General features: G+C 39.2%; 29 protein-coding genes. 8 read left to right on the top strand and 21 right to left on the bottom strand.

All coding sequences use genetic code 11. The annotated features are described in order from the left end of the window. Positions 1–10 precede the first annotated feature (10 nt). The 3 genes from ltrA to ylbD form a co-directional block, all read right to left on the bottom strand. On the bottom strand, positions 11–1,285 hold the full coding sequence (gene ltrA / locus ACZ5AE_RS09180) for a group II intron reverse transcriptase/maturase (protein ID WP_464571542.1): 1,275 nt from the start codon (positions 1,283–1,285) through the stop codon (positions 11–13). 537 nt (positions 1,286–1,822) lie between these two features. Then, on the bottom strand, positions 1,823–2,062 hold the full coding sequence (locus tag ACZ5AE_RS09175) for a YlbE-like family protein (protein ID WP_423801622.1): 240 nt from the start codon (positions 2,060–2,062) through the stop codon (positions 1,823–1,825). A gap of 17 nt (positions 2,063–2,079) precedes the next feature. Further along, positions 2,080–2,487: a spore coat protein YlbD gene (ylbD, locus tag ACZ5AE_RS09170; RefSeq protein ID WP_464571540.1), complete on the bottom strand. Its 408-nt coding sequence runs from the start codon at positions 2,485–2,487 to the stop codon at positions 2,080–2,082. A gap of 262 nt (positions 2,488–2,749) precedes the next feature. On the opposite strand from ylbD, the gene ACZ5AE_RS09165 reads away from it, so the two are divergent. Both ACZ5AE_RS09165 and ACZ5AE_RS09160 read left to right on the top strand, forming a co-directional pair. Further along, positions 2,750–3,232, top strand: a complete 483-nt coding sequence (locus ACZ5AE_RS09165) for a PaaI family thioesterase (protein WP_464571538.1) — start codon at positions 2,750–2,752, stop codon at positions 3,230–3,232. A 17-nt stretch (positions 3,233–3,249) separates the two neighbouring features. Beyond that, a complete protein-coding gene (locus tag ACZ5AE_RS09160; protein ID WP_464571536.1) occupies positions 3,250–3,615 on the top strand; it encodes a hypothetical protein in 366 nt (121 codons plus the stop codon). Positions 3,616–3,751: 136 nt separating this feature from the next. On the opposite strand, the gene ACZ5AE_RS09155 is transcribed toward ACZ5AE_RS09160, so the two are convergent. Together ACZ5AE_RS09155 and ACZ5AE_RS09150 are read right to left on the bottom strand one after the other, a co-directional pair. Beyond that, positions 3,752–4,852, bottom strand: a complete 1,101-nt coding sequence (locus ACZ5AE_RS09155; RefSeq protein WP_464571534.1) for a CAP domain-containing protein — start codon at positions 4,850–4,852, stop codon at positions 3,752–3,754. A gap of 147 nt (positions 4,853–4,999) precedes the next feature. After that, on the bottom strand, positions 5,000–5,434 hold the full coding sequence (locus ACZ5AE_RS09150) for a CBS domain-containing protein (protein ID WP_464571532.1): 435 nt from the start codon (positions 5,432–5,434) through the stop codon (positions 5,000–5,002). Positions 5,435–5,613: 179 nt separating this feature from the next. Between ACZ5AE_RS09150 and ACZ5AE_RS09145 the strand changes: the two genes are divergently transcribed. Then, entirely contained in the window at positions 5,614–5,973 is a 360-nt protein-coding gene (locus tag ACZ5AE_RS09145; protein ID WP_464571530.1) for a YugN family protein, read from the top strand. Positions 5,974–6,018: 45 nt separating this feature from the next. On the opposite strand, the gene ACZ5AE_RS09140 is transcribed toward ACZ5AE_RS09145, so the two are convergent. The 7 genes from ACZ5AE_RS09140 to cyoE all read right to left on the bottom strand — a co-directional run bounded on the left by ACZ5AE_RS09140 (position 6,019) and on the right by cyoE (position 12,606). Further along, positions 6,019–6,483: a DUF420 domain-containing protein gene (locus ACZ5AE_RS09140; protein WP_464571528.1), complete on the bottom strand. Its 465-nt coding sequence runs from the start codon at positions 6,481–6,483 to the stop codon at positions 6,019–6,021. Between the two features lie 97 nt (positions 6,484–6,580). Continuing rightward, positions 6,581–7,486, bottom strand: a complete 906-nt coding sequence (ctaG, locus tag ACZ5AE_RS09135) for a cytochrome c oxidase assembly factor CtaG (protein ID WP_464571526.1) — start codon at positions 7,484–7,486, stop codon at positions 6,581–6,583. A 145-nt stretch (positions 7,487–7,631) separates the two neighbouring features. Continuing rightward, positions 7,632–7,967, bottom strand: a complete 336-nt coding sequence (gene ctaF, locus ACZ5AE_RS09130) for a cytochrome c oxidase subunit IVB (RefSeq protein WP_464571524.1) — start codon at positions 7,965–7,967, stop codon at positions 7,632–7,634. A 4-nt stretch (positions 7,968–7,971) separates the two neighbouring features. After that, positions 7,972–8,598 carry a cytochrome c oxidase subunit 3 gene (locus tag ACZ5AE_RS09125; RefSeq protein ID WP_464571522.1) on the bottom strand — a complete coding sequence of 209 codons (627 nt, stop codon included), beginning with the start codon at positions 8,596–8,598 and terminating at the stop codon, positions 7,972–7,974. Continuing rightward, positions 8,598–10,472 carry a cytochrome c oxidase subunit I gene (ctaD, locus tag ACZ5AE_RS09120; protein ID WP_464571520.1) on the bottom strand — a complete coding sequence of 625 codons (1,875 nt, stop codon included), beginning with the start codon at positions 10,470–10,472 and terminating at the stop codon, positions 8,598–8,600. The genes ACZ5AE_RS09125 and ctaD overlap by 1 nt, the downstream gene beginning before the upstream one ends. 31 nt (positions 10,473–10,503) lie before the next feature. Then, positions 10,504–11,562 (bottom strand): cytochrome c oxidase subunit II, encoded by a 1,059-nt coding sequence (gene coxB / locus ACZ5AE_RS09115; RefSeq protein WP_464571518.1) that lies wholly within the window; start codon positions 11,560–11,562, stop codon positions 10,504–10,506. Between the two features lie 117 nt (positions 11,563–11,679). Beyond that, entirely contained in the window at positions 11,680–12,606 is a 927-nt protein-coding gene (cyoE, locus tag ACZ5AE_RS09110) for a heme o synthase (RefSeq protein ID WP_464571516.1), read from the bottom strand. Positions 12,607–13,171: 565 nt separating this feature from the next. On the opposite strand from cyoE, the gene ACZ5AE_RS09105 reads away from it, so the two are divergent. Further along, the gene (locus ACZ5AE_RS09105) at positions 13,172–14,080 is read left to right on the top strand and encodes a COX15/CtaA family protein (RefSeq protein WP_464571514.1); all 909 of its coding nucleotides are present in this window, start codon (positions 13,172–13,174) and stop codon (positions 14,078–14,080) included. A gap of 36 nt (positions 14,081–14,116) precedes the next feature. Here the strand turns inward: ACZ5AE_RS09105 and pyc are convergent, their stop codons facing one another. The 3 genes from pyc to ACZ5AE_RS09090 all read right to left on the bottom strand — a co-directional run bounded on the left by pyc (position 14,117) and on the right by ACZ5AE_RS09090 (position 19,299). Next, complete coding sequence (gene pyc, locus ACZ5AE_RS09100; protein ID WP_464571512.1) at positions 14,117–17,578, bottom strand: pyruvate carboxylase; 3,462 nt, start codon at positions 17,576–17,578, stop codon at positions 14,117–14,119. Between the two features lie 44 nt (positions 17,579–17,622). After that, a complete protein-coding gene (gene ftsW / locus ACZ5AE_RS09095) occupies positions 17,623–18,825 on the bottom strand; it encodes a putative lipid II flippase FtsW (protein ID WP_464571510.1) in 1,203 nt (400 codons plus the stop codon). Positions 18,826–19,017: 192 nt separating this feature from the next. Then, positions 19,018–19,299 carry an Fpa/YlaN family protein gene (locus tag ACZ5AE_RS09090; RefSeq protein ID WP_464573581.1) on the bottom strand — a complete coding sequence of 94 codons (282 nt, stop codon included), beginning with the start codon at positions 19,297–19,299 and terminating at the stop codon, positions 19,018–19,020. 277 nt (positions 19,300–19,576) lie between these two features. Between ACZ5AE_RS09090 and ACZ5AE_RS09085 the strand changes: the two genes are divergently transcribed. Then, positions 19,577–20,074 (top strand): peptidyl-prolyl cis-trans isomerase, encoded by a 498-nt coding sequence (locus ACZ5AE_RS09085; RefSeq protein ID WP_464571508.1) that lies wholly within the window; start codon positions 19,577–19,579, stop codon positions 20,072–20,074. A 24-nt stretch (positions 20,075–20,098) separates the two neighbouring features. Here the strand turns inward: ACZ5AE_RS09085 and ACZ5AE_RS09080 are convergent, their stop codons facing one another. After that, on the bottom strand, positions 20,099–21,427 hold the full coding sequence (locus ACZ5AE_RS09080) for a PhoH family protein (protein WP_464571506.1): 1,329 nt from the start codon (positions 21,425–21,427) through the stop codon (positions 20,099–20,101). Positions 21,428–21,636: 209 nt separating this feature from the next. On the opposite strand from ACZ5AE_RS09080, the gene ACZ5AE_RS09075 reads away from it, so the two are divergent. Beyond that, positions 21,637–22,227, top strand: a complete 591-nt coding sequence (locus tag ACZ5AE_RS09075) for a YhcN/YlaJ family sporulation lipoprotein (RefSeq protein ID WP_464571504.1) — start codon at positions 21,637–21,639, stop codon at positions 22,225–22,227. Between the two features lie 20 nt (positions 22,228–22,247). Here the strand turns inward: ACZ5AE_RS09075 and ACZ5AE_RS09070 are convergent, their stop codons facing one another. Beyond that, a complete protein-coding gene (locus ACZ5AE_RS09070) occupies positions 22,248–22,703 on the bottom strand; it encodes a pyridoxamine 5'-phosphate oxidase family protein (RefSeq protein WP_464571502.1) in 456 nt (151 codons plus the stop codon). 158 nt (positions 22,704–22,861) lie between these two features. Here ACZ5AE_RS09070 and ACZ5AE_RS09065 point away from each other — a divergent pair, with 158 nt between their 5' ends. Continuing rightward, positions 22,862–23,062, top strand: coding sequence for a YlaI family protein (locus tag ACZ5AE_RS09065; RefSeq protein WP_464571500.1), 201 nt, complete (start codon positions 22,862–22,864; stop codon positions 23,060–23,062). Positions 23,063–23,093: 31 nt separating this feature from the next. On the opposite strand, the gene ACZ5AE_RS09060 is transcribed toward ACZ5AE_RS09065, so the two are convergent. Genes ACZ5AE_RS09060 through typA form a run of 3 tightly spaced genes read right to left on the bottom strand, consistent with a single transcriptional unit; the run spans position 23,094 to position 25,563 of the window. Continuing rightward, positions 23,094–23,387 (bottom strand): hypothetical protein, encoded by a 294-nt coding sequence (locus tag ACZ5AE_RS09060; protein ID WP_464571498.1) that lies wholly within the window; start codon positions 23,385–23,387, stop codon positions 23,094–23,096. A 12-nt stretch (positions 23,388–23,399) separates the two neighbouring features. Continuing rightward, complete coding sequence (locus tag ACZ5AE_RS09055) at positions 23,400–23,705, bottom strand: YlaH-like family protein (protein ID WP_213116469.1); 306 nt, start codon at positions 23,703–23,705, stop codon at positions 23,400–23,402. A 19-nt stretch (positions 23,706–23,724) separates the two neighbouring features. Next, on the bottom strand, positions 23,725–25,563 hold the full coding sequence (gene typA / locus ACZ5AE_RS09050) for a translational GTPase TypA (protein WP_464571496.1): 1,839 nt from the start codon (positions 25,561–25,563) through the stop codon (positions 23,725–23,727). A gap of 144 nt (positions 25,564–25,707) precedes the next feature. Here typA and ACZ5AE_RS09045 point away from each other — a divergent pair, with 144 nt between their 5' ends. After that, on the top strand, positions 25,708–25,893 hold the full coding sequence (locus tag ACZ5AE_RS09045; RefSeq protein WP_464571494.1) for a YlaF family protein: 186 nt from the start codon (positions 25,708–25,710) through the stop codon (positions 25,891–25,893). A gap of 107 nt (positions 25,894–26,000) precedes the next feature. Here the strand turns inward: ACZ5AE_RS09045 and ACZ5AE_RS09040 are convergent, their stop codons facing one another. After that, positions 26,001–26,798, bottom strand: coding sequence for an inositol monophosphatase family protein (locus ACZ5AE_RS09040; protein WP_464571492.1), 798 nt, complete (start codon positions 26,796–26,798; stop codon positions 26,001–26,003). Between the last annotated feature and the right edge of the window lie 4 nt (positions 26,799–26,802).

Below are 26,802 nucleotides of genomic sequence, written 5' to 3'. Positions count from 1 at the left end.
GCGTTTCAATTTATATTACAGTGTGTACTTTTAAGTAGCGTTCTAAAGCAGAGGGGACTCCCCTCTGCTTTAGTCTTTTGTTTGAGATTGCTCTTTGGACAACTTTCGATAATCCGATATACCGATAACCTTTTCGGCAGAAGGTTAATCCTTTCGCTTCTTCTTCAGGTATCCCTAGTTGAATTAGCGACTTGATTTGTTTTCTAGGAACTTTCCATTGTTTCCAAATGATTACTCTTATTCTTGAGCGTAGCTTCATATCTATTTGGGTCAATACTTTTTTCATGTTTGCGATTCTAAAGTAGTTCACCCAACCGAAGATGACTTGTTTTAGCTTAAGAATTCTGAAATCTAAAGAGACGCTCCCGTTTCGTTTTGTGAGTTGTCGTAGTTTTCTTTGAAATTTTTGTACTGATTTTGGGTGTGGTTTCACTTTGTATTTCTCAGTTTTAAAATCATAGTAAAATCCAAATCCTAAGAATTTTAACTCTTTCGGGCGGGAGATTTTACTCTTTTCTGCATTAACTATTAACCCTAATTTTCCTTCAATAAATCTCACGATTGACTTCATCACTCTGTTCGCTGCTTTCTCGCTCTTCACAAAGATTAGGGAGTCATCAGCGTATCTAACGAAACGCAATCCTCTACTTTCTAGTTCCTTATCTAGTTCGTTTAACATAATATTACTCAATAATGGACTGAGGTTCCCTCCTTGCGGAGTCCCAACGGGAGTGTCTTCATAATTCCCATTTACCATAACTCCACTTACTAAGTATTTTCTGATTAACGAGATGACATCACCATCATCAATCGTGTTGGCAATAATCCGCATTAGTTTATCGTGATTGACTGTATCGAAGAATCTTTCAAGGTCAATGTCTACCACCCAATAGTGTCCATCATTCAGAAATTCCAAGCTTTTTATAATAGCCATCTCACAGCTTCTTTTTGGTCTAAAGCCGTAACTGAATTCGCTGAATTGCTTTTCAAATATCGGACTGAGAACTTGATGAATGGCTTGTTGAACTACTCTATCCACTACTGTTGGTATTCCCAACTTGCGCATCTTGCCATTTTCTTTTGGGATCTCCACTCTTAAGGCAGCTTGTGGTTCGTATTTTCTTGTTCTAATGCGCTGGCGAAGTTCATCCTTGTTCTCTTTTAGATATTGTTTTAGTTCACCGACTGTCACTCCATCGACTCCACTCGCACCTTTATTTCTAAAGACACGCAAGTAAGCTTCGTTCATATTTTGGTTACTTAGAATCCGTTCTAAAAGTTCCACACTCGTTTCTCCTTTCCTCTCACGTAGTAAGTGATATCTCTCATTTTGGTTATCCTTTGAGGTACGCTCATACTTTCCCATTAACACATTCGGAGTACGTCACTTACGCATTCGCGGTGTTGAAACACTATAAATTGTTCAGCCCTTCATGAATTAATTTCACTACTATGGCTTCTGCTGACTTCTTGCGGCTAACCTTTTTCGACTGTACTTATGTACATCCGCAAGACCTCCCAGGGTAAGACAACTATCTTTCCTCTTTTACTCGCCTAATTTACTCTACAAAGTTACGCACATCTTTTTGGACTTTGACTTGTTGTGGAGCCTCATCCCTTTGTAAGGCCTTAGTATCAGGTTTCTGTACGTCGAGCCAAGATTTTATTCCACGCTTCCTCCAACCCTTATCTCACGATAAGTACCTTGCGCTTCCTTAGTGGTTGGTCGATGTGTACCCCCACAGTGGACTTTCACCACCTAGATAGTTGCCATGCCTGGCACACACAAAAAAGGGCCACATCCATTTATGTGTGCCCCTTGTTAATTTTGGTTTTTCATGGCTTGGAACATGGAATACATCATTGAGGCCATTTGCACTCCATTTGTGAATTTCTCCACTTGATCGGGAATGGTTTTTTTGTAATAGTGTAGTGCTGCAATTTCTAGCGATTGAATATCATAAGGATTTCTTGACAGTTTCCGGTACCAAAGTGGCTGCTCCCGAATAAACCGTTTTAAATCCTTTTGTCCTTCTACATATTCTAATATTTCCTTGCGCATATCCCCCACCCTTTAATTTAGTCTTGTCTAAATGAAAATGGATGTTTTGGCCCTTCAGGAGGTTTTACAGGGTTATTAGGTGCATTACCCCCTTGAAACTGGGAAACAAGGCCTTGGATGGCCCCAATCGCCTGGCTGATATTCTGTAGATGGGACTGCATTTGATTGGGATCCATTTTTTTGAAAATGCCCATCACATTGGACATTAAGTCCCCTTTGGTTTCTTTCTCATCTGTTATCTCAGCAGCTTCACCATCCAAACCAATTTTCTCCCAGCGCTGGTCTTCTTCCCCTAATAAGTACCAGTCCTCGTATAATTCCTGCCAGGTGGCGTTCCCCTTGCGGACCTCCTTAATAATTTTGGGATTGTTTTTAACAAATTCTTTAAATTTTTCAACGGATGGGTGCAATTTCTTTTGCGTCATTATCCTCACCTCTGCCCCTATTCATTCCAATAATAAAGTATGAAAAATCATTAGAAATGTGAAACAGCATATTAGGTTCAAAATCATTTATTATTAGGCACACAAGTGGTAAGATGGTCAAAGAAAGAAAGTAAATGAGAACTCGCCGATTGGCGAGTACGATAGGATGGTTCATGAGGCATAGTTGAATTTATCCGTTAGGAAAGTATAAATTGGTGAAAATTTATACTTTCCTATTAGCCAAAAAGAAAGAGGTAAAAAAATGAAACAAGAGTTAAGACACCTTATAGAGGATTGTATCAAGAATGGCTCAGAAACTGATTTGGAATGTCTAGCTTCCCTATTACGGGGGGTTCAACAAAAGATTGATAAGAACAGTGATACCTATATTGGCCATCTTCTCCATATGGACAGAAAAATGGACAAAAATACGTGTGAAATTACCATCCCCATTAATCCAATCATTAACAATAATTTAGACATTGTTCATGGCGGAATAACGGCCACAGTTTTGGATACTGCAATGGGTTCACTAGCAAACTATGTTTTGCCGGAAGGTTTGGGGGCTGTAACCAATCAGCTTAACATCCACTATATTGCCCCTGGAATCGGGGACACTTTGCGCTGCAAGGCCGATATCATTCATCGTGGTACGAAAACAATCGTCGTCTCAGGCACTGCCTACCGAAATGACGGCAAAAAAATAGCCTATGCCACCGGCACATTTTTTATTATAAATAAATAAGAAGGGGGTTAATGATAATGGTTACTGCCATTCTTATCCCGATTATTTGTTTATATTTCTACCTGCTGACAAAAAAAGAGATGAAAGAACACGATGAAAAATGGCTTGCTGCCGGGAATGTAAAAGAAGAAGCGATATTATCAGGTGAAATTAAAAGCATCGAAGAAAGCAAGGAACGATATTATTATCACCGATTTCTTTTAGTTCAGACAATTAAACTTCAAACTGATGCTAAAATAATCACCGCCAAAAGAATGACTCCTGTTACGAAAAACATGGAAAAATGCTTATTTACACCAGGCCAGTTTATTCGTCTATATGGGGGCTGGGAAGGAAGTACGTTTTTATTTAACCAATTTGATTCGAAAACTCCGAAGGGCTAATTGATAAGAAATAAATGAAAACTCGCCGATTGGCAAGTCCGTTTAGTACGAAGGAAGGGCATAGTTGAATATGTACTTTCTTATAAGCTAAAACTAAAAAAAGGGAGAAAAATGCAGGTCCTGCTTCTTCTCCCTTTTATTGTTCTGTTTTTTGGATAAAGTTTTGCGTATAATATTTTTGATACACACCTACGCCAAGATGGGTGAATTCCTTATTTAATAACGAATCCCTGTGGCCCTTGCTGTTCAGCCACCCTTCAACCGCTGCAGGCCCGTCCGTATAATTGGCTGCGATATTCTCACCAGCCGTTTTATAGGCAACTTCAGCTTTATTTAATCGATCGGCAAGATTGCCAAATTTTTTAGATGTATGTGAAAAATCATTATTCAATGCCATATCCTTACTATGGCCAAATGCTGCTTCCGCCGTACTATCGTCCCATTTTAATGGATTTAATTTGTACCTTTGCCTTAACACATTTGAAATATCAAAAATTTCTTGTTCTGCTCCTGTTTCGATTTTTTCCCACATTTCTTCGTCAGGCAAAGGCTGTTCGATCAATTCACCGCGGTACACGAGCTCATATGGGCGCTGTTTGATAAACGTCTCAGCATTTAAAATGCGCACGCTTGAAAGAGTCCCCGTGAATTTATCAATATAAAGCTGAAAAAAAACATCACCCAGCTGAATGATTGGACGAAGGTTTAAATCAGTATCATTTAATTCAAACCGATAGTTATTACCATTCCAATCGATATTGATATTCGTTTCAAAAAATTGCGTGTTAAATATTTCTTCCACCGGCTGCCCGATCTCAAAAGGCGATATATTCAAATTTTCACCAAGGATGAAAATCGTGGCTACATGACTATTTTCAATCCCAACTTGAACATAACGTTTAAAGTCTAAGTTATAAATATACCATTGATAGCCGTATGGAGTTTCATCAATTCGCTGTGGTTCCCCTAGTTCTTTGACAATGTCCGCAGCATTTTTGCCTATCAATAATGACAAACCTTCTTCAGGTTTTTTCAATTTATTGTTTGATTGCAAATCGGGATTTTGCTGATAAGTTTGTTCCATTTCTGATGTACTGTCTTTCTTTATTAAAACCTTATCCTGATTTTTATCATTTATGCCAACATAAAAGCCAATTGTGACGATTACCGCAGAAAGCACTAATATTCTTAAAAGCGTCTTCAGAGGCTCCACCCTCTCTATTACTATTTCAACCATTATATGTACTATTAGAATAATTATAGCATTTATACCTTTTTTAGTAATAGCCGGTTTTCCTAAAATGTCTTAAAATGCTTAATTAAAAAAGAAAACAGGCACCGGGGCGCCTGTTTAGAAATGTATGTCCTATAATAAATTACTATTTTAATGTTGCGCACTATTATAATTTTGTTCAGAAATTTGTGTTAATGCCTGCTTCGCTTGATCATCAGATAGTTCACGGATTGCAAAATCCCCAAGTGATACAATACCGATCAACTTACCACCCTCTACAACCGGCAAACGACGAATCTGATGCTGTGCCATTAGTTTTGCCGCCTCTCTGGTAGAAGCCTCTGGAGAAACTGCAATCAGATCATTGCTCATGATTTCCTCCACTTTGGTTGAGCCGGGATGCTTTTCTGCCACACCTCTAATTACAATATCACGATCAGTAATCATGCCAACAATTTTTTCTTTATCGACAATTGGAATAGCACCGACATTTAATTCTTTCATTTTAACGGCTACTTCATAGATATTATCTAATAGAGTACAACAATCCACATCATCAGTCATAATGTCACGGATTTTTTCCATAAAATCGCCTCCAAAATTTATAGCTCTTTTCGTAAATTAGAATATCCAGCCATTATGTATTTATTCGTGAATGATTTCGTTGCAAGTTACAGAAATTTCATCTATTATTAAAAATGAATTAATCTTGCTTTATTACCAAATAATGAATACAGGCAAGCGTTTCTAGGAGGGATTTATTTATGAAATTCGAAAATACTGGAATTGAGGAGTTCAAAGCAGACATTAACCGGCTTGATGATGTAATGCATCAGCATGGTTTAGTGCGCGCAGGACAATGGGACTATGAACGCGTTACATACGACAAAAAGTTTGAACTAAGAGAGGGAGTATTTTACCTTCGGATTCAAGGCTATTCGGTTGAAGGAGATGTAGATACCTTCAAAGCGGTCATTCAATTGATGACTCCTCTGTTAGGTAAACATTATTACCCACACGGTGTAGAATATGGTGAAGGCGAAAACTTCCCTGCATCGCTTGTGAATCAATGCAAAAAGATTATCGAAGAAGTAAAAAATGAAATCAGCAAATTTGCTGTATAATGCCAAAAAAGCCGCATGAATATGAATCATGCGGCTTTTTTAATCTTAAAAACCTAAAATTGCTTTTATCATGGAAGTCGTTTCCCCGCCTCGGTAAAATACATATAGGAGCAAATAGACAACTACTCCCGTAGCGGCTGAAAAAAACCAGACGATGCTGGTAAAGGGGCCAAGGCGGCGATGGAAGGAGAGTTTATTTTTATATCCTGAAAATAGAGACAATATCCCCAAAACTGCTCCTAACGTGGCCAAGGTAATATGAAAAATCAAAAATACAGTGTAATATATTTTTATATTATCCGGTCCTCCAAAGGATGTGTTCCCAATGAATATAGTTCTAGATGCATAAATAATAAAGAAAATAAGAGCAAAAATAGCAGCAAAAAACATAGTCCGTTTGTGAGCTTCCAATTTTCTTTGTTTAATTTGCCACCAGCCGATGGCAACTGTAATCCCGCTTAAAACGATAAAAGTGGTACTAATCGTGGGTAAAATTGGTATCGAATCCATGCATAAATCCTCTCTTTTTGTGTATTCTCCTCTTATAGTAGAATAAAGCTTCCTAAACTTCAACCAAAAGAAAAAGAGGATGTCATTCGGACAGCCTCTATTTAATAAATGATGGATTTAATTTTTGATTTAAATCACGCTCTGTTTCTGCTTGGTCCTTACGATACCATTCAAAAAAGACGCGGAAAAGGATTACTCCATAAATGATTTCCTGCATGATTTTCATCAATACGCCGCCAAGCTGCTGGTCATGAATTAAGGACATCGAACTAAACAGCTCCGGACCGCTCAAATTTAAGCTGTTAAAATTAGCGGTACCAACACACAGGCTCATCACTTTGCCCCATACATGAGGGTCAGAATAGGTGGCATAAATAGGTGTGTCAGCAAAGATAATCAAAGCACAGGCCGGTGTTAGAAGAATGCCATCTGCAAAAATATACCCCACCTTCTTTAAACCACTAAGGGTCTGATGCTCAGGAAGCTGATTAATTAATGGCCACCACATAAAAATGGCAACTACAAACAATAGAATAGAGTATCCTGCGTGCAGCCAAACATTTTGCATGACATGATCAAAAATGATAGGAACATGGTAAAACGAGAATAACCCATTAAAGATTATTAAAGCCATAAGCGGTTTAGTGAAAAACTTAAAGAGAGACTTAAAAACTCTGATGCGCAAAATCGATCTCCAAAGCCATGAAGGTACACCCAAAATGAATAAAGGCGGGACAATCAAGACAAGTGCAGCCATCTGCATCATATGAACATAAAACATTAGATGGGCCATTAAGTCCAATGGAGATCCTTTAATAGCATACAAAAGGATCATTGAGGTTAGAAATAAAGCCCCTTGCTGCTTTGTTAAGGGATCACTGTCCTGGAAACGGTGCCTAAATCTTGTGGTAAGAAGAAAAAATCCTCCTGTCAAAACAATCATAATCAATAAAAAATACGGGCTCCATAGCGCTTGAAAACCAAATATATCCAAGGTAAGCACTGCAATATCACCTCTAAATTAGTTAAAAGAATTATCTACCTTATTATACCCTTGGCCTTTCGGATAGGCAAAGAAATGATGCTGCATTTGTTTCCCAATTACTAAAAAAGAAAATCGGCTAATAAGCCGATTTTCTTTTTAAATCCTACCACCAGATAATGGTCGAAAATGCCCAAATCATAACCAAGCCAACAAATAATCCTGAAAATAGGAATAAAGTTGGGGCCTCATGACCTTTATGACTCATATGCATAAAATAAAACAATTGGAAAACCACTTGCACGAACGCTAAAAGAACGATAAATGGTATTGTAAACCACGCTGTAAATCCTTTAGCAGCTACAGCAGCAAAAGCAATCAATGTTAAGAAAATCATCAAAGCAAATGAAACGACTTGATATCTCATCTCCTCCGCACTTTTACGGCGGCGATATTCAAGGTCAACTCTTGGGTTCCCTGAATTTAATTGTTGATTTGCCATCAGTTTATCCCACCATTCCCATTAAATATACAACAGTAAAGATGAATACCCATACAACATCAATAAAATGCCAATACAAACTAAATACATAGAATTTTGGCGCGTTGTATAAGTCTAAACCGCGTTTTGAATTACGTAACATTAACGATAAGCACCAAGCTAACCCGAAAGCAACGTGAGCTCCGTGGAAGCCAACAAGTGTGTAGAAAGCCGATCCAAAGGCACTGCTTGTAAATTTATGCCCTTCATGAACATAATGAGTGAACTCATAAACTTCAAGTCCTAAGAAACCAAGTCCTAATAAAACAGTAAGACCTAACCACACCATCATTTTTTTGAAGGCAAAATTTTTCATGTGGTAAATAGCGTAAACACTTGTTAATGAGCTTGTCAATAACAGCATTGTTGCTACAAAGGTCAACGGAAGCTCAAATAAATCCTTTGCCAGAGGCTGAGATGTATTTGGAACCTTATCCTTTAACGAAAGGTAAGTGGCGAAGAGAGAGGCAAAAAGCACAGTCTCTCCCCCTAAGAATAACCAAAAACCTAAAAACTTATTTTTCGCTTCAAGGGTTGATTTCTCCGGCTCTGCAGGCCAAGTTTCATAAGTTAATTTTTCTTCAGCGTGCATTATGCCTTAACCCCCTTATTATCATCATCATTCATTAATTCTTCTTTATGAATATGGAAACCATGGTCGTCTTTAACGGAGCGTAATAACATGGAACCGAATGTCACAAGCAGACCAATAAACAAGACTGGTAATGCCCATCCCTTATCATCCACATGGTACATAGCACCGAAAGCAGCGATGAAAAGACCAAGCGATGTTGTAAATGGCAAGAAAGAAGCGTTTGGCATATGAATATCACCAAGCGGCTCAGCAGGAGTCATTTCTTGCTTTCCTTCCATTTTTTCTATCCAATAAGCATCCAAACCGCGAACAAGCGGAAGCTGTTTAAAGTTATAGAATGGCGGTGGAGATGGAATAGACCACTCTAAAGTACGGCCGTCACCCCAAGGGTCATTTCCAACTCTAACATTTTTAACAGATGTCACAATGATGTTAATCAACAGTACAATAACACCAACAGACATGAAGGCAGCTCCAATAGAACTAATCATATTAGAGGTTTCAAAGCCCTGACCTGGCAGATAGGTAAATACGCGGCGAGGCATACCCCATAAACCAAGGAAGTGTTGGATAAAGAATGTCATATGGAATCCGATAAAGAAAGTCCAGAATGTAATCTTACCCATTGTTTCATTTAACATTGTTCCAAACATTTTTGGCCAATAAAGATGTGTACCAGCTAAAAGCGCTAAGACAACCCCACCAACAATAACATAGTGGAAGTGGGCAACAACGAAATACGTGTCATGGTATTGATAGTCAGCGGCAGCAGAAGCAAGCATAACACCAGTTACTCCACCCATAACAAATGTCGGGATAAAAGCAAACGCATAATGCATTGGTGTTGTAAATTTAACACTTCCGCCCCACATGGTGAACAGCCAGTTGAAAATCTTAATACCTGTCGGAACCCCAATTGCCATCGTAGCGACAGCAAAGATAGCATTAGCCACTGGACCAAGACCAGTTGTAAACATATGGTGGGCCCAAACCATGAATCCTAAGAAACCAATTAACACGGTTGCGAACACCATTGATGAATAACCAAATAGACGTTTTCTTGAGAACATTGCAAAGATTTCCGAGAAAATACCGAAAGCTGGCAAGATCAAGATATATACTTCTGGGTGACCAAAAATCCAGAATAAGTGCTCCCAAATTACGGTATTACCACCTTGAGCAACTTCAAAGAAATTGGCTCCAAATAAACGGTCAAACATCATTAATACTAATCCCACTGTTAATGGAGGGAAAGCAAACAGAATAAGTGCTGATGTAACAAATGTAGTCCAAGTAAACAACGGCATCCGCATATACGTCATTCCAGGTGCACGCATGTTAATGATGGTTACAAGGAAGTTAATACCACCAATCAACGTACCTAAACCAGAAATCTGTAAACCTAGAACATAGAAATCAACACCATGTCCTTTTGAGTGAATAGCGAGAGATGCATAAGAAGTCCAACCAGCATCTGGTGCTCCTCCTAAGAACCATGAAAGGTTTAGAAAAATCCCACCAAAGAAGAACAACCAAAATCCCAATGCGTTAACATAAGGAAAAGCTACGTCCCGAGCTCCTATCTGGAGTGGCATAACGGCATTCATGAACGCGAACACAAGCGGCATGGCAGCTAAGAAAATCATTGTTGTTCCGTGCATTGTAATGATTTCATTAAATGCACCGGCGCTTACAAAATCATTGTTAGGAACTGCAAGCTGGATACGGATGAAGACAGCTTCAATACCGCCAATTAAGAAGAAAAATCCACCTGCAATCAGATATAGGATGGCGATCTTTTTATGGTCAACAGTTGTTAAAAAGTCCCATAAAGTTGCACCAAACCCCTTTTTTTGAGCATAGGTACTCACGTTTTTACCTCCCTTTCAACCAAATCCCCTATTAGTCCTGAACCTTTAAGCCCATCAGATAATCAGCTAAAGCATTCAGCTGGTCTTCTGACATTTCAGGATACTTACCTGTCATTAAGTTCCCTGGCTTATAGGTTTCTGGATTACGAATCCAATTTTTTACTTCTTCCTTATTATGATCCAAAATACCAGCAACACGTGATCTTTCGCCAAAGTTTGAAAGGTTTGGCGCGATACGGGCTGTTTCCGGCATTTTGTTTTCAGGTGTTACAGCATGACAGCCAATACAGCTTTTATTGAAGATATCCTGACCTTGCTGTGCTGAAGCAGTTTGCGCCTTTTCAGGTGCTTTGACGCTTTGCATATCTTTCACCCATGCATTGAAATCGTCTTTGCTCATTGCTTTTACTTTAAAGTCCATTAAAGCATGGGATGGTCCGCAAAGTTCGGCACATTTCCCGTAGAAGAGATTTCCTGCTTCATTAGCCTTTTCTGCATCAAACTCTAACCAAAATTTATTAATATTGTCTGTATTAGTATCAAGCTTTCCGCCTACAGCCGGAATCCAGAAGGAGTGTTTAACGTCCATGGATTTCAAACTAAAATATACCTTTTCATTAGTTGGTACAACCAGTTCTTGGCTGGTTACAATTTTTTGTTTAGGATATTCGAAATCCCACCAATATAAATGGGAACGAACATTAACTACAACTGCTTTAGAGTCTTTGTCATCCATTGTTTTAACATCCGCAAGCTTAAATGTTGCAGAAACAGTTGGAACGGCTAGAACCAAAAGCAAAAGAATCGGAATAACGGTCCAAATAATTTCTAATTTATGACTTCCTTCTACCTGTTTTGGAACACGATCATCCTTCCTTCTAAAACGGAAAAAGACGATAACAAAAATTAACAAAACTACAATAATAACGCCAACCATAATTATCGTACTTAGCCCCATCAAATCGTACTGGATGTCAGCAACTTCACCGGCTGGAGTTAATGTGGATAAATATGGTTTACCACAACCGGAAAGTACTAGCGCTATCATCGCAAACAGCGAGAATAAACGCCAATTTGCAAGCCTTTTCATGCTTAATCAAACCCCTCTTTCACTTTTAGTTTATTAAATTTTAATGATTGACCAAAGAAGTATGTACGACTCATTTCCAGCAAAGAAATTTTCTTTAGGAAAGAAACGTCAGCAAAACTAGATTAATGTAACTATAACCATCGCCACAAAAATAATAGTTAAATATTGCAATGAGTAAACAAACATTAGTTTTGCCCACTTTATGTCGTCTTTGATCTTATATCCATAAATCCCTAATGCAAGCCAGCCAAGATTTAACAAGGTGGCAAGAATTAGAAATGGGATTCCTAATTTAGTAAGAAAAAATGGGATTGGCAAAAGTGCTGCAACCCAGAGTGAAATGTGAATTTTTGTGGTTTTAAACCCTTTTACTACCGGAAGCATTGGGATGTTTGCAGCTTTATACTCCTTCACCCTTCTCATCGCCAAAGCATAGAAATGAGGCGGCTGCCAAACAAACATTAATGCAAATAATGCCCATGCCATGACATCAAGATTTGCGTCTACTGCGGCCCATCCAATCAACGGCGGCACCGCGCCGGAAATACTGCCAATAATGGTATTAGAGACTAGTTGTCTTTTTGACCACAATGTATATAAGAAAACATAACTAAAAACTCCAAGCAGCCCAATTACTGTTGCAGTTATCGTTGTAAACAATAAAAACAGTGTTCCCAGTCCTATAAGTAAAATACCTAATCCTAAAACTTTTACCGGCACCACTTTCCCGGTAACAGTAGGTCTTGATTTTGTTCTTTCCATTAAGTGATCGATATCCCGGTCAACGTAATTGTTTATTGCACAGGAACCGGCAACGATTAAGGCTGAACCTGCCACTGTATAGAAGACAATATCTAAATTATTCAAAAAACTAAGGCCGGAATAATGCAATGCGAGCCAAAGACCTGTAAAGACGGTGATCAGATTGGAATTAACGATTCCAATTTTGATAAGGGCCATAAAGTCTTTCCAAACGGATGTTTTTTCTGAAACAGAATCCAGGCTTGTCGCACCATTTCCAATGGCAGCCTTTGAGTTGGACATTTAATTTCTCCTCCTGATTCTTTATACTGACCTCTATCACTTGTTGAAGCATATTTTCATTATGTATACCGTGATTTATACAACACTTTCTCTGTATATTAAATCACACTTTCAGGAATTTTTGTGAACTTTTTTTGAATAATTTTTGACTAATTTGTGACTAAATAGAATTTCTTCTTATTTTTCCCTTGTTAAGACCATTAAAGTTTTGTAAAAAAATAATAAAGGAGTCTTTTATGTATTTATTTCAACAAGCAGAACACGGGAATGTTGGGATTGGTACAACAGTATACAACCTTTGCCGCTTTCTTGAAAAATTCATCCCTCTATAGTTCTAACAGACTACACCTTAAGTTTCAACGTTTTTCACTATAATAATAGTGATAAATTAACATTATCCATTTTCATGAAAAATCCTTAAAGAAACTAGGCTGAAATTCTGTTCTTTTTTTTGATAATTCGTTATGATGTATAAGTACTTTTAATCTTGCTTCTTTTTTTATCCATTATACTGTCAAGATTTTTTTTTGACAAATTATTGAACTATAGTTAGAGGTGAAATTTTTTGCGACGCTCTTTGAAGTGGCTGGCTGTTGCCACTACCATTGGAATGATACTTATTTTACTTGGCGGGGCACTCGTTACCAAAACGGGTTCTGGAATGGGCTGTGGCAGATCTTGGCCATTATGCCACGGCAAAATTCTGCCTTCGGACATTACTCCGGAACTTATTATTGAACTTGCCCACCGGCTTGTTTCAGGTGCTGTTGGCATCATGGTATTAATATTGTCCGTTTGGTCTTGGAAGGCAATCGGGCATATAAGGGAAACCAAATTTCTTTCCTTCTTGTCTTTTTTCTTTTTGATGCTCCAGGGGTTAATTGGGGCTGCTGCAGTAAAATGGGGACAATCTGATTTCGTCCTTGCTTTGCATTTCGGCATTTCTCTCATTTCATTTGCGGCTGTTTTCTTATTAACGCTGCTCATTTTTGAAATAGATAAAAAGTTCGCCGCCGAGAAACTTTTTATTGATAAACGGATGGGTTTCCATATTATTGGCGTTACCATTTATAGCTATATCGTTATTTATACTGGCGCTCTTGTCCGTCATACAAAATCGAGTCTTGTCTGCAGGGATTGGCCATTTTGTCTAAACGATGCTCCCGGACTTCCAAGCAATCTTTATGAGTGGGTGCAAATGGGCCACCGAACGGCCGCGGGTTTGATTTTCCTCTGGATACTTTACATTACCGTTCTTGCTGTACGCCGTTATAAACACCAAAGAGTCCTCTATTGGGGCTGGATTATTTCGTTAATATTGGTATCATTGCAAGTAACCGCAGGCGCATTTATCATTTTCAGCCGCCTAAACCTTTATATTGCCTTGCTGCATGCTTTTTTTATTACTTGTTTATTTGGTGTCCTAAGCTATTTTGTCCTTTTATATTCAAGATCAAAACGGAATTTTCATTAAAAAGAGGCTGTCTCAAGTTGAGACAGCCTCTTTTTCTTATGCTTTAACTAATTCAATCAATAAGTCACCGGTTTGGATAGAGTCGCCATTTAATGCGTAGATGTCTTTTACGACACCGGAAAATGGCGCTTGAACGGTCGTTTCCATCTTCATCGCTTCCGTAATCATCAAATGATCCCCACGTTCGACCTTTTCACCCTTCTCAACCAATACTTTTATAACTGTTCCTGGCATCGAGGCGGAAATATGGTTTTCATTTTTCGGATCTCCTTTAAGTCTAGAGACAACCTTTGCTTTGATACTTTCATCTTTTATAACCACTTCACGAGGCTGGCCATTTAATTCAAAATAGATGACTCTTGTCCCGTCTGCCTGCGGCTGACCAATCGAAACTAGTTTCACAATTAGCGTTTTCCCTGTTTCGATTTCTACTTCAATTTCTTCGCCCAAGCGCATTCCATACAAGAAGGTTGGAGTATCCAGAACGGAAATATCCCCATATAGCTCTTTTATTTTAGCATATTCCATAAACACTTTTGGATAAAGAGCATACGAAATGACTTCAAAATCCGTTACCTGTCTGCCCAATTCCTGATAAAGCTCTTCTTGTAACGCATCAAAGTCAATTGGTTCTAGCAGTTCTCCAGGTCGCACCTCCAAAGGCTTCTTGCCCTTTAATATCACCTTTTGCAGCTCCTCCGGGAATCCGCCATGCGGTTGACCTAAATAACCTTCAAACAATTCAACAACTGAATCAGGGAAATCAAGCGAATTTCCTTTTAATAATACGTCTTCCTCGTTTAAGTCATTTTGCACCATGAACAACGCCATATCGCCAACAACCTTTGAGGATGGGGTTACCTTGACAATATCACCAAACATTTGGTTAACGCGGGAGTACATTTCTTTTACTTCATCCCAGCGCTCGCCAAGCCCGACTGCCTTTGCCTGCTGCTGAAGGTTGCTGTATTGTCCTCCCGGCATTTCATGCTGATAGATCTCCGAATGCGGTGACACCATACCGGACTCAAAATCTTGATAATATTTACGTACATCCTCCCAATAATGGGAAAGCTTTTCTAGAGCATTGATGTTTACATCAGGCTTTCGCTGATTACCTTCTAAAGCGTAATACAGGGAGTTACCACTCGGTTGGGACGTTAACCCTGCCATTGTACTCATGGCAACATCGACAATATCTACACCTCCGTCGATTGCACGGGCATAAGTATAAATCCCATTACCACTAGTATCATGAGTATGAAGGTGGATTGGTATGTCGATTGTTGCTTTTAATTCTGACACCAGCCTGTAAGCAGCTTCCGGCTTCAATAAGCCTGCCATATCCTTTATGCCAAGAATATGGGCACCTTGATTTTCAAGCTCTTTAGCGAGGTTTTTATAGTATTCAAGATTGTATTTCGTTTTCGTTGGATCCAATATATCCCCCGTATAACAAATTGATGCTTCGGCGATCTTTCCGGTCTGCCTTACAGCGTCAATAGCTACTTCCATTCCCTTAATCCAGTTTAAGCTGTCAAAGATACGAAACACGTCAATCCCAGCTGACGCTGATTGAGTAACAAATTCCCTAATCAGATTGTCAGGATAGTTTTTATACCCCACAGCATTGGCTCCACGAATTAACATTTGGAACAGAACATTCGGAATCTTTTCACGAAGATTTAAGAGTCGTTCCCAAGGGTCTTCCTTAAGGAAGCGGTATGCCACGTCAAACGTAGCTCCTCCCCACATTTCAAATGAAAATAGCTCCGGCAATAGCTTTGCTGTTGGTTCGGCGATATGAGCGATATCAGTTGTGCGCATCCGTGTTGCCAGCAATGATTGATGGGCGTCTCGGAAGGTGGTGTCAGTTAACAACACCTGCTTTTGGTCTTTCACCCACTGGACAAGACCTTCTGCTCCATGCTTTTCTAAAATTTGTTTAGTCCCTTCTTTGTAAGCTAAATCGTATGGCAATGATGGGATTCGCGGTTTAGAAAAAACGGGTCTTTTCTTTTTTTCGATGCCTGGAAAACCATTTACTGTGACAGTGCCAATATAGGACAGCATTTTTGTTCCCCTGTCTTTACGGACTGGGAAAATAAACAGCTCGGGTGTTGTATCAATAAAGGAGGTATCATACTTTCCGTTTAGGAACAATTCATGTTTCACAACGTTTTCTAAAAATGGAATATTCGTTTTGATTCCTCTTATCCTGAATTCCTGCAAATTACGAACCATTTTTGCAGCGGCCTGTTCAAACGTTAACGCCCATGTGGAAAGCTTCACTAATAAAGAATCATAGTATGGTGTAATAACGGCGCCTTGAAACCCATTCCCAGCATCCAATCGTACACCAAAACCACCACCAGAACGGTACGCCATAATTTTGCCGGTATCAGGCATAAAGTTATTTAACGGGTCTTCTGTTGTAACCCTGGATTGAATAGCAAATCCATATAAAAGAATCTTTTCTTGCTCCGGTATCCCAATTAAAGGCCCATGCAGTTCATGTCCCTCTGCAACCAAAATCTGTGTCTGGACAATATCGATACCTGTTACCATTTCTGTAATGGTATGTTCCACTTGAACACGAGGGTTTACCTCTATAAAATAAAAATCATTCTCCGAAACTAGAAATTCCACCGTTCCTGCATTGATGTAATTGACATTTTTCATTAATTTAACAGCGGCATCACAAATCCGCTTTCTTAACTCAGCAGTAAGGGAGACACTTGGAGCAATCTCGACCACCTTTTGGTGGCGCCGCTGAACAGAGCAATCCCTGTCATAAAGATGAACGATATTTCCTTCTTTATCTCCAATAATCTGAACCTCTATATGTTTAGGTTTTTCAATTAATTTTTCTAAATAAACATCATCGTTTCCGAAGGCTGCCTTAGCTTCTGATTTAGCCCGTTCAAAGGCTTCACTAACTTCTTCGCGGCTTCTGACAATTCGCATTCCTCGTCCACCGCCGCCAAGTGCTGCTTTGATGATGATAGGGAAGCTGTGTTCTTCGGCAAATTCCAGCACTTCCTCTATACTGTTTACAGGTCCGCCGCTCCCTGGAATAACTGGTATTCCCGCTAGTTCAGCCTGGTAGCGTGCTTTTACCTTATCGCCAAACATATCTAAATGTTTAGATGCAGGACCGATAAACACGATCCCCTCTTCTTCGCACCGTTTGGCAAAGTGGATATTTTCCGACAAAAACCCATAGCCCGGATGAATGGCGTCTGCACCACTTCTTTTAGCAATCCCAATGATTCCTTCAATATCAAGATAGGCATCAATTGGTTTCTTCCCTTCCCCTACTAAATATGCCTCATCGGCTTTATAGCGATGATAAGAGCCGGAATCCTCCTTTGAATAAATCGCAACAGTTCGAATATTCAGTTCAGTACAGGCGCGAAAAACCCTGATTGCAATTTCCCCACGGTTCGCAACCAATATTTTATTTATTTGTCTTGCCACATAAAACACCTCAATCATGTATTTTTAAAAATGTGGGAGGCTGATGAACAGCCCCCTCATTTTTATTTCATATAAATAATTTTTCCAGTGCCGCTTTGTACTTTAGTATCCACTGTTTGTTTTTTATGTTTATATTTTTTCTCATATTTAACAAACATAGAAACGTTCACAAGGATTCCCATCGCGGCAGCGAGCATTAACAGGGAGGAACCCCCATAGCTGATAAACGGGAGCGGTACACCTGTTAACGGAATAACCCCGGAGATCCCACCAAGATTAATAAATGTTTGAATCCCAACCATACTTGAAATCCCAATCGCAAGGAGACTGCCGAAAGGGTCTTTGCATTGTAAGCCGATATAAATGCCCCGCAAAACAATATAAGCTAGCAGCAGAATAACAAAGCCTACACCCCAGATTCCTAATTCCTCGGCAATTACCGCCATAATAAAGTCAGTATGAGATTCCGGTAAATAGCCTAGCTTTTGAATACTTTTACCTAAGCCCAAACCATTTATTCCGCCCTGTCCAATCGCAATAAAGGAATTTGCAAGGTGAAATCCAGCATTTTGGACATCAGCAAACGGGTCACCCCAGGATGAGAATCGTTCAAGCCGTTTATCAGAAAAGATAACCCCCTTAGCTGCAATAAATAGAGGGAGGATAATGATTAAAGCCATCACAAGCAATTTCCCAATTGTTTTATAATTCATTCCAGAACTAAAAATGACCATGCCGGCAATGAGAGCAATGATGCTTGCTGTTCCGTAGTCAGGCTGAAGAGCAATTAATACACAAACAATAAAAAGAAAGAAAATTGGAGGAAGTACCCCTTTGTTAAATTGGTTGATATAATCTTGCTTTTTCGAATAAACAGCTGCCAAATAAACGATAACAGCCAGTTTCACAAATTCAGAAGGCTGAAATTTAAAGCCGCCAATCTGATACCAGCTTTGTGCACCACCTGCGACTGTACCAAATACGAAAAGTCCCAATAATGTGATAAGGGAGGTCAGAACAATAAATACCATTACTTGCGTAAACTTCATAATTTTATACGGAATGATAGCTGTAAAAAGGAAGATGAAAGCAAACAATAGCAGCCACATTTTTTGCTTTTGATAAAAATAATCACTTGGCACATCATACCTCTGGACAGCCCAAGCCATGCTGGAGCTATAGATCATGATTAATCCAAAAGTACATAAAAGTATAATGGCAATGATTAGAGAATAATCATATGATTTTAATATTTTCTTTACCATGCTTACATCCTCGTTTTCAATTTAGGTTTATACCATTCTATTATAATCGAAATTTCATGTTATGACTTGGGGAATCAATTATTTGTTACAAGATTTTAATAGAGAAAATTCAGAAAAGCACGGTAAAAAATATTAACTCTATATATAACAAAAAACTCAAACAATCGCAAGCATTGTTTGAGTCCATTTGCATTATTTTTTTATGGATGCATCGTGAAGCGCAGATAGTTCTCTTTCTAATTGATCTAAAATCGCTTTCCCATCCTTGCTATCTATTAAGCCCAATCTTACCGCAAAGTCTATTTCTCTAGATAGGCCAAACATTTGAGTATCCAACACCTCTTCATAAAGAGGGCATTGAGGCATCGTGAGATTGTCCATTTGCACTTTGATAAGCTTTAATATTTTTTCAGCGTCTGCCTGCAATAAGGCATAAGCTTTTTCCTGATGATTCACGATCATTTCAGACGCCAACATTGATCCCCCCATTTCAGAGCGAATATTCAACTTATCTATAAATTTTACCTTTTGCAGCGGAAAATTGCAAGAACAATGAGGCTTAGCTGCCGCTCGATTGAATAATTATGACTTTCAAGCAAAAAAAGGCTATACTTAATAATGTAAATGGAAACTCGCCGATTGGCGAGTCCGTTAGGACAAAGACAGGGGCGCAGTTGAATTTATGCGTTAGGAAAGCATAAATTCCGGTGAAATTTTATGCTTTCTTATTAGCTACAAAGGAGGATTGACAATGGAACGCGTTATCAATATAACAGGTAAAGTAAAATATCCAATTACACTTGACCCAAGTGTTTGGATTTTCGATGATCGCCGGCTTGATTTAACTACTTATTTTTCAACTGAAAAAGATAGGACCGATTTAACGGAGGCATATACGAAAGCCGTGTCAAAGCATTGGGACCGTGAAATTATGGAAGGAGCAGTCTTCCCTCCGACATTAAAAACAGAGCGTATATATGAAAAACAAAAGATGCTTACCGGAACCTTCGGTATTTTATTTAAACCATTTCTGAAAAATTCCGAGCCAGCAAGCACTGCCAGTACGCTTGTAATTGAAACAGCAGATGATAATTATGAGCTTCCCTTAAATGAGGCCTATGAATTGATTTTGGGATTCTCATATAAAGGCAAGCAGCTATCCGCTGATGGCCCTGTTCACGTTTATTTTGGCGACGGCTCAAACCAGCAAAACCCTATTAAAAGAGTAACAGGTTTTATCGTAAAATAGGACGGGCTTCTTGCCCGTTTCTCCTTACAATAAATCCGCTGCCAGCCGAGCCAATCCCGACCTTTCCCCTTTTAATAGTTTCACATGACCGGAAATGACTTGATTTTTAAATTTCTCCACGACATAGGTTAAACCGTTATTATAAGCATCAAGATATGGATGATCAATCTGCTCCGGATCCCCCATTAGAACTATTTTACTGTCTTCTCCAACCCTGGTTATAATCGTTTTCACTTCATGTTTGGTCAAATTCTGCGCCTCATCGATAATAATAAATTGCTTAGGGAGACTCCTTCCACGTATATAAGTTAGTGCCTCCACCTCAATGGATCCCATACCGGCTAAGATTGCATCCAGTTCACCAGGTTTTTTTGTATTAAAAAGAAATTCCAAATTATCGTAAATTGGCTGCATCCACGGCCGCAACTTTTCCTGTTTTTCACCCGGCAAAAAGCCTAAATCCTTGCCGACCGGAACAATCGGCCGGGCAACGAGCAACTTTTTATATTCGTGAAAATCTTCTGTCTGCATAAGGCCAGAGGCTAATGCCAGCAAGGTTTTTCCTGTTCCTGCTTTGCCGATTAAAGTTACTAGCGGTATATCCTTTCGCAGCAGCAATTCGATTGCCATTGTTTGCTGTACATTCCGCGAATGAATTCCCCAAACATGTTCTTGGTTCAGCGCTAGCTTCTTGACCTTTTTGGCCGTTATATTTACCATCCCAATCGCCGAGGCCGAGCTTCCGAGAGCATCCTTTAATATCAGAAATTGGTTTGGATAAAAGGTATAATTAGCAATTTCTGCAAGAAGAAGTTCTCCTTTCTCATAATAACGATTTAACTGGTCTTTTGGGATAAAGACCTCAAGAAATCCTGTATATAAAGAATCAACTTCCACCACCCTGTCATTTAGAAAATCCTCTGCAGATAGTCCGATGGCATCCGCTTTTACTCTTACTAATGCATCCTTGCTGACTAGAATAACGGGTTTCCCATTCTCCTTTGTTTGTTCTTCTAAAAACAAATTCTTCGCAACCGCAAGAATTCGATTATCATTCGTTTTTTCAACAAAAATATCCTGAAGCTCATGAAATGATCGGTGATTTAGCTCAATTCTGATGGTCCCCCCATTTTCAAGCGGGATTCTTTCATGGAGCTTCCCCGAGGCTCTGAGACCATCAATTAATCTTGATACATGCCTAGCATTTCTACCGATTTCATCCATGTACCTTTTCTTTGAGTCCACTTCTTCAAGTACGACTGCAGGAATAACTACTTCATTATCTTGAAAGGAATAAATGGAATACGGGTCTTGTAATAAGACGTTTGTATCTAACACGTATATTTTACTCAAAGCGACGCCTCCTGCTTTACTTGGTGTAATGGTTGTTTAACGTTACTATACATGCCATTTTGCCGGTTAGACTTTGGTAAAATATATGTTTATTGGAATAAAGATAGAAGGTGTTCCGCACAATAATTGTTAGTTGGGACCTTCATATCAAAAAGAATATCATGTGAATTTTCCCAGTCTTTTAATTAGTTTTTTGGGAGGGTTTTTTTATGAAGAAGACTTTAGTGACAGCTGCCATTTTCTTATTATTAACGGGATGTAATACGAATCAAGATAACGAGACAGCAAAAAATCAACAAAATAAATTAGTAAATGTAAAAAACAGCTACATAGAAAGTGTTGACCGAAAAACAGGCCAAGAAATATCAAAGCGGTTAGTGGAGTTGGCGACAAGTGTACCGAATGTAAATGATGCTACTGCGGTGGTTTTAGGCCGTTACGCAATCGTTGGTATCGATGTAAATGCCAAAATTGACCGTTCTCAGGTGGGGACTATAAAATATTCCGTGGCAGAAAGCCTCAAAAAGGACCGGTATGGTGCCAATGCCATTGTTGTAGCAGATGCCGATACCACTGAGCGGCTCAAAGAAATACAGGCAGATATAAACAATGGGCGTCCGATCCAAGGGATTATGGAGGAGCTTGCTGATGTTGCCGGGAGGTTAATGCCGGAAATACCTGGAGATTTAATAACCCCTAATCCGAAAAACGCAACGGAAGAACCCGATAAAAAGCTCCCTGCAAAACATGAAAAACAGCTTGAAAAACAGCAGGAAAAACAGTCTAATTATCATAAATGAGAAAAAAGCTTAGCTGCAGGCTAAGCTTTTCTCATTGCATCCATGACCTGCCTGTCCAATCTTTCAGCGGCATTTTTATCATAGGTCTTGTCATATTGGACTTCCTGAACAATTTTAGAGCCATAAAACATGACATCCCTTACTTCCTTAATTTTCACTTCAATAAGGGCTAGTTTTAACGGAACGTCTTTAAGTCTTTCTTCTTTAAGATTAGCTTCTCCCTGGATGGAGTATGTAGACTCATTTGCAATAATATTAATAACGACTTGGTTATTTTTATTTATATTTTCGATGATTCTGGAACGGTTATCAACCGCAAAATAGATGATATCTTCATTTTTTGCAAGCACCCAGGATATAGCACTTACATTTGGTCCTCCTGTTTCATAATCAACGGTAGCCAGCGTAACAAACCTTTCTTTTTGCAATTCGTCATATAATGGTTTAATTAATCTTGGTTCGACTTGATTGACCATTTCTATTTTCAACTCCTATTTCTTCATGCTGTCTTAAAACAGATATTCCCATATTACTACTATCTCTTTTTTTCTTCAACTAATACAACGTCCCCCTACAGACAGCCCTGATACTATAGTATAATAAGTAGTAATCAAGAAATATAAAGAGGTGCATAATGAGAGTTAAATGCGTGCTTTGTGATAAAATTGAAACGATTGATGACGAATCTCTAGAGGCAAAACGTTTAAGAAATCGTCCAATCCATACATATATGTGCGATCCCTGTCAGGAACGGATTACGAATAAAACGAACAACCGGCTGGAAACCGGAAATTTCCGTTTTCTCAGGCCCAAATCAGATAGGGATGAATGGTAAAGAGGCTGACTTTTTGGGTCAGCCTCTTTTTTTAATCTGCAATAGGAAAGTTTTCGTATTTCTCTGGTTCTCTACTGATTTGGTCCAGCATGACTTCAATTAATTCCCGTGGGAAACGTGTTTTCTTACAATCTTCACCCTGCTGATAGGCAACATAATACATTACTTCATCGTGCGTAATTTCAATAATGGTAATATGGTATTCATCCTTGAGCATTCGTTCGAAATGCTTTAGGGTCTCTATCGCAGCAGTATCCTCTGGACGGGCATCACTAACTACTTTGATGGTCAGCCAATTATATAAAACATCCTGAACGGAATTCATCGTATCCCCCCATTACTTTGCCTCAGACTGCTGCTTTTTCGATTGATGCAGCCGGATTTTATATATGATTAAGATTAGCGCAGATACTGCTAATGCTTCGGCTACTGGCAATGCATAAGAAAGGATCAGCAAAACTAAGCATCCAATTACGAGACATGTATAAATGACAACGTTTTTTAAAAGAGGCAGCTTCTTCGCATATCCTAACTTATATACCACGACAGCTAAAATCACGATATATATAAACTGTAGCCAAACAGCCGTTTTAACATCTGTAAGCTGCATGAAAAATCTTAGAGTGGGGGAGAATCCTTCCATTTAAATTGCACTCCTTTTATTAACTCATTTCAGCATATTTTTTCTTTTTAGCCAAACGTTCCCGTTCGTTTTTATCAAGAATTTTCTTACGAAGACGAATTGATTGTGGAGTCACTTCACAAAATTCATCGTCATTTAAATACTCCAAAGATTCCTCCAATGTCAAGAGACGAGGTTTTTTAATAACAGAAGTCTGATCTTTATTAGCAGAACGAACGTTTGTTGCCTGCTTAACCTTCGTAATATTAACTGTCAAGTCATTTTCTCGAGTATGTTCGCCTACGATCATACCTTCGTAAATTTCCGTTCCCGGCTCAACAAAAATGGTTCCGCGGTCTTCCACTTGCATTATGCCATAAGTGGATGCTTTACCCGACTCCATTGAGACAAGAACACCTTGTCTTCTTCCGCCAACCTGCCCCGTAGCCATTGGCTGGTAGCTGTCAAATGTATGATTGATGATTCCGTACCCTCTGGTCAGCGTCAAAAATTCTGTTGTGTAGCCAATTAAGCCGCGGGCAGGAACATTAAATATTAACCGAACCTGACCTGTTCCATTATTAATCATATCAAGCATTTCACCTTTGCGGGCTCCAAGAGATTCCATGACAGAACCGGTATGCTCCTCAGGAACATCAATTTGTACCCTCTCGATCGGCTCACAGCGTACTCCATCAATTTCCTTAACTATAACCTCCGGTTTGGATACTTGAAGCTCATATCCTTCACGGCGCATGTTTTCAATTAAGATGGAAAGGTGAAGTTCTCCGCGTCCGGAAACAATCCATGCATCTGGCGAGTCTGTATTTTCGACACGTAAACTGACGTCTGTTTGCAATTGGGCTTGAAGTCTTTCTTCAATCTTTCTGGATGTTAAATATTTTCCTTCACGGCCGGCAAATGGGCTGTTATTGACAGCAAAAGTCATTTGCAGGGTAGGTTCATCAATCCTTAGCACCGGCAGGGCTTCCTGATGTTCGACTGGACAGACAGTTTCCCCGACATTAATATCCTCCATACCGGAAACAGCCACTAAGTCACCGGCAACTGCTTCTTGAACTTCCTCGCGCTTTAATCCAAAGAAGCCAAAAATTTTCGTAACTCTGAACTGTTTGACTGAGCCATCAAGCTTCATTAAGGCAACTTGCTGTCCTACTTTCATCGTACCGCGGAATACACGGCCAATACCGATTCTTCCTACATAATCGTTATAATCCAGAAGGGCTACTTGGAATTGCAGTGGTTCCTCTCTGTTATCGACTGGAGTAGGAATGTGTTCAATAATTGACTCGTACAATGACTGCATGTTTTCATCCTGTTTATCAGGATCCAAACTTGCTGTACCATTGATGGCTGATGCATAAATAACAGGGAATTCCAATTGTTCCTCGTTTGCATCCAATTCGATGAACAAGTCAAGCACTTCATCTACAACCTCAGCCGGCCTGGCAAAGTCACGGTCGATTTTATTCACTACAACGATTGGAGTCAGATTTTGTTCCAACGCTTTTTTTAACACAAATCTTGTTTGCGGCATAGTGCCTTCATAGGCGTCTACCACGAGTAAAACACCATCGACCATTCTCATGATTCGCTCTACTTCCCCGCCAAAGTCTGCGTGTCCTGGAGTATCGAGGATATTGATTCGTGTATCTTTATATTCAATGGCAGTATTTTTAGCAAGAATTGTTATGCCGCGTTCTCTTTCCAAATCATTGGAATCCATGGCACGTTCTTCAACATGCTCATTTGTACGGAACGTTCCTGCCTGTTTTAATAACTGGTCCACCAAGGTGGTTTTTCCGTGGTCAACGTGCGCAATAATCGCAATATTTCTTATATTATCTCTTTTCTTCAAAGAAGTTCCACTCCTGACTATTTTCGGGTAAAATCTATTTATAGTTTCATTTACAACTAAAACATTATACCATAATAGAAGTGGAAACCTAAAAGTATTTTATTGTAAAATGAAAAATAAAGTTTTGTTAAAGGAGTAAAGATCATGAAAGATGTGAAATGGCCGTTCCTCATTTATGCAATCCTTGCTGCAGCATGCATTATGGGAATAGGTATTGCGATAGCCGAAAAAAGCCTGCTAGGGATAATAGGGTGTATTATTGCTGTTATCGTTATCATGGGACTTGGTTTTAAAACAAGAAAGAAAATGCGTGAAAACGGTACGTTATAAATGAAAACCCGCCGATTGTCGAGTCCATTAGGACGGTTCATGAGGCGTAGTTGAATTTATACATTCTTATTAGCAAAAAAAGAGGCTGACCTTATAAAGTCAGCCTCTTACCATTTTCCGCCCTTTAAATATTCTTGAAGAATTGTTTGATGCAGACCCGGCTTTGCGACAAAAAGGGAGTTCTGTGTAAGGTAATCCAGCTTTTCTCCCCTTAAATTAGAGACAACTCCACCAAGCTCCTCAATAATCACGGCCCCTGCAGCATAATCCCAAGGAGACAAACGCATGGAGATATAAGCGTCTACTCTGCCAGTAGCCACAAATACCATTTCTAAAGCCGCTGATCCATAGGACCTTGTCCCTCTTGCATCCCTAACCAATGGGATTAACAAATTATGATCTATTCGGTGATTTTTCATTACCCATGTTGCGTTCAAGGCAATAATAGACTTATTCACTGAAGTCTCGCTTAAATTCGCAATGGGAGTTTCATTCAGATAGGCACCCTTGCCGGAAAAAGCATGGTACAATTCATCATGAACGACATCATAAACTAATCCAATTCTGCCAACACCGTCCTCATAGACCCCGATAGAAATCGCAAAATTCCTTTGCTGATGAATAAAGTTCATCGTTCCATCAATTGGATCTATCATCCAGACGATTCCTTCAAGGCTGTCCAATTTATCTCCGAAACCTTCTTCACCCATGATTTTATGATGAGGGTAAGCTTCTTTTATTTTTTTGATAAAAAACTGTTCTGTTTCTTTATCAATATTTGTTACCAAATCATTGGCATTTGATTTGGTTTGAATACTTAAGCGCTGATTAAAGGATTGCCGAATACGGTCTCCTGCTTCGTTTACCCATTGTTTCGCCTGGGAATAAAGACTTTCCCAATTCATCCTT

This window comes from Neobacillus sp. S1227 (genome assembly GCF_055385255.1).
This window is presented reverse-complemented; position numbering and strand designations above follow the sequence as displayed.

Coding starts and splice junctions, on each gene's coding strand:
- ACZ5AE_RS09175 (WP_423801622.1), bottom strand. CDS start 2,062: ATGCGCAAGGAAATATTAGAATATGTAGAAGGACAAAAGGATTTAAAA.
- ylbD (WP_464571540.1), bottom strand. CDS start 2,487: ATGACGCAAAAGAAATTGCACCCATCCGTTGAAAAATTTAAAGAATTT.
- ACZ5AE_RS09165 (WP_464571538.1), top strand. CDS start 2,750: ATGAAACAAGAGTTAAGACACCTTATAGAGGATTGTATCAAGAATGGC.
- ACZ5AE_RS09160 (WP_464571536.1), top strand. CDS start 3,250: ATGGTTACTGCCATTCTTATCCCGATTATTTGTTTATATTTCTACCTG.
- ACZ5AE_RS09155 (WP_464571534.1), bottom strand. CDS start 4,852: ATGGTTGAAATAGTAATAGAGAGGGTGGAGCCTCTGAAGACGCTTTTA.
- ACZ5AE_RS09150 (WP_464571532.1), bottom strand. CDS start 5,434: ATGGAAAAAATCCGTGACATTATGACTGATGATGTGGATTGTTGTACT.
- ACZ5AE_RS09145 (WP_464571530.1), top strand. CDS start 5,614: ATGAAATTCGAAAATACTGGAATTGAGGAGTTCAAAGCAGACATTAAC.
- ACZ5AE_RS09140 (WP_464571528.1), bottom strand. CDS start 6,483: ATGGATTCGATACCAATTTTACCCACGATTAGTACCACTTTTATCGTT.
- ctaF (WP_464571524.1), bottom strand. CDS start 7,967: ATGGCAAATCAACAATTAAATTCAGGGAACCCAAGAGTTGACCTTGAA.
- ACZ5AE_RS09125 (WP_464571522.1), bottom strand. CDS start 8,598: ATGCACGCTGAAGAAAAATTAACTTATGAAACTTGGCCTGCAGAGCCG.
- coxB (WP_464571518.1), bottom strand. CDS start 11,562: ATGAAAAGGCTTGCAAATTGGCGTTTATTCTCGCTGTTTGCGATGATA.
- cyoE (WP_464571516.1), bottom strand. CDS start 12,606: ATGTCCAACTCAAAGGCTGCCATTGGAAATGGTGCGACAAGCCTGGAT.
- pyc (WP_464571512.1), bottom strand. CDS start 17,578: ATGATTGAGGTGTTTTATGTGGCAAGACAAATAAATAAAATATTGGTT.
- ftsW (WP_464571510.1), bottom strand. CDS start 18,825: ATGGTAAAGAAAATATTAAAATCATATGATTATTCTCTAATCATTGCC.
- ACZ5AE_RS09085 (WP_464571508.1), top strand. CDS start 19,577: ATGGAACGCGTTATCAATATAACAGGTAAAGTAAAATATCCAATTACA.
- ACZ5AE_RS09075 (WP_464571504.1), top strand. CDS start 21,637: ATGAAGAAGACTTTAGTGACAGCTGCCATTTTCTTATTATTAACGGGA.
- ACZ5AE_RS09070 (WP_464571502.1), bottom strand. CDS start 22,703: ATGGTCAATCAAGTCGAACCAAGATTAATTAAACCATTATATGACGAA.
- ACZ5AE_RS09065 (WP_464571500.1), top strand. CDS start 22,862: ATGAGAGTTAAATGCGTGCTTTGTGATAAAATTGAAACGATTGATGAC.
- ACZ5AE_RS09060 (WP_464571498.1), bottom strand. CDS start 23,387: ATGAATTCCGTTCAGGATGTTTTATATAATTGGCTGACCATCAAAGTA.
- ACZ5AE_RS09055 (WP_213116469.1), bottom strand. CDS start 23,705: ATGGAAGGATTCTCCCCCACTCTAAGATTTTTCATGCAGCTTACAGAT.
- ACZ5AE_RS09045 (WP_464571494.1), top strand. CDS start 25,708: ATGAAAGATGTGAAATGGCCGTTCCTCATTTATGCAATCCTTGCTGCA.
- ACZ5AE_RS09040 (WP_464571492.1), bottom strand. CDS start 26,798: ATGAATTGGGAAAGTCTTTATTCCCAGGCGAAACAATGGGTAAACGAA.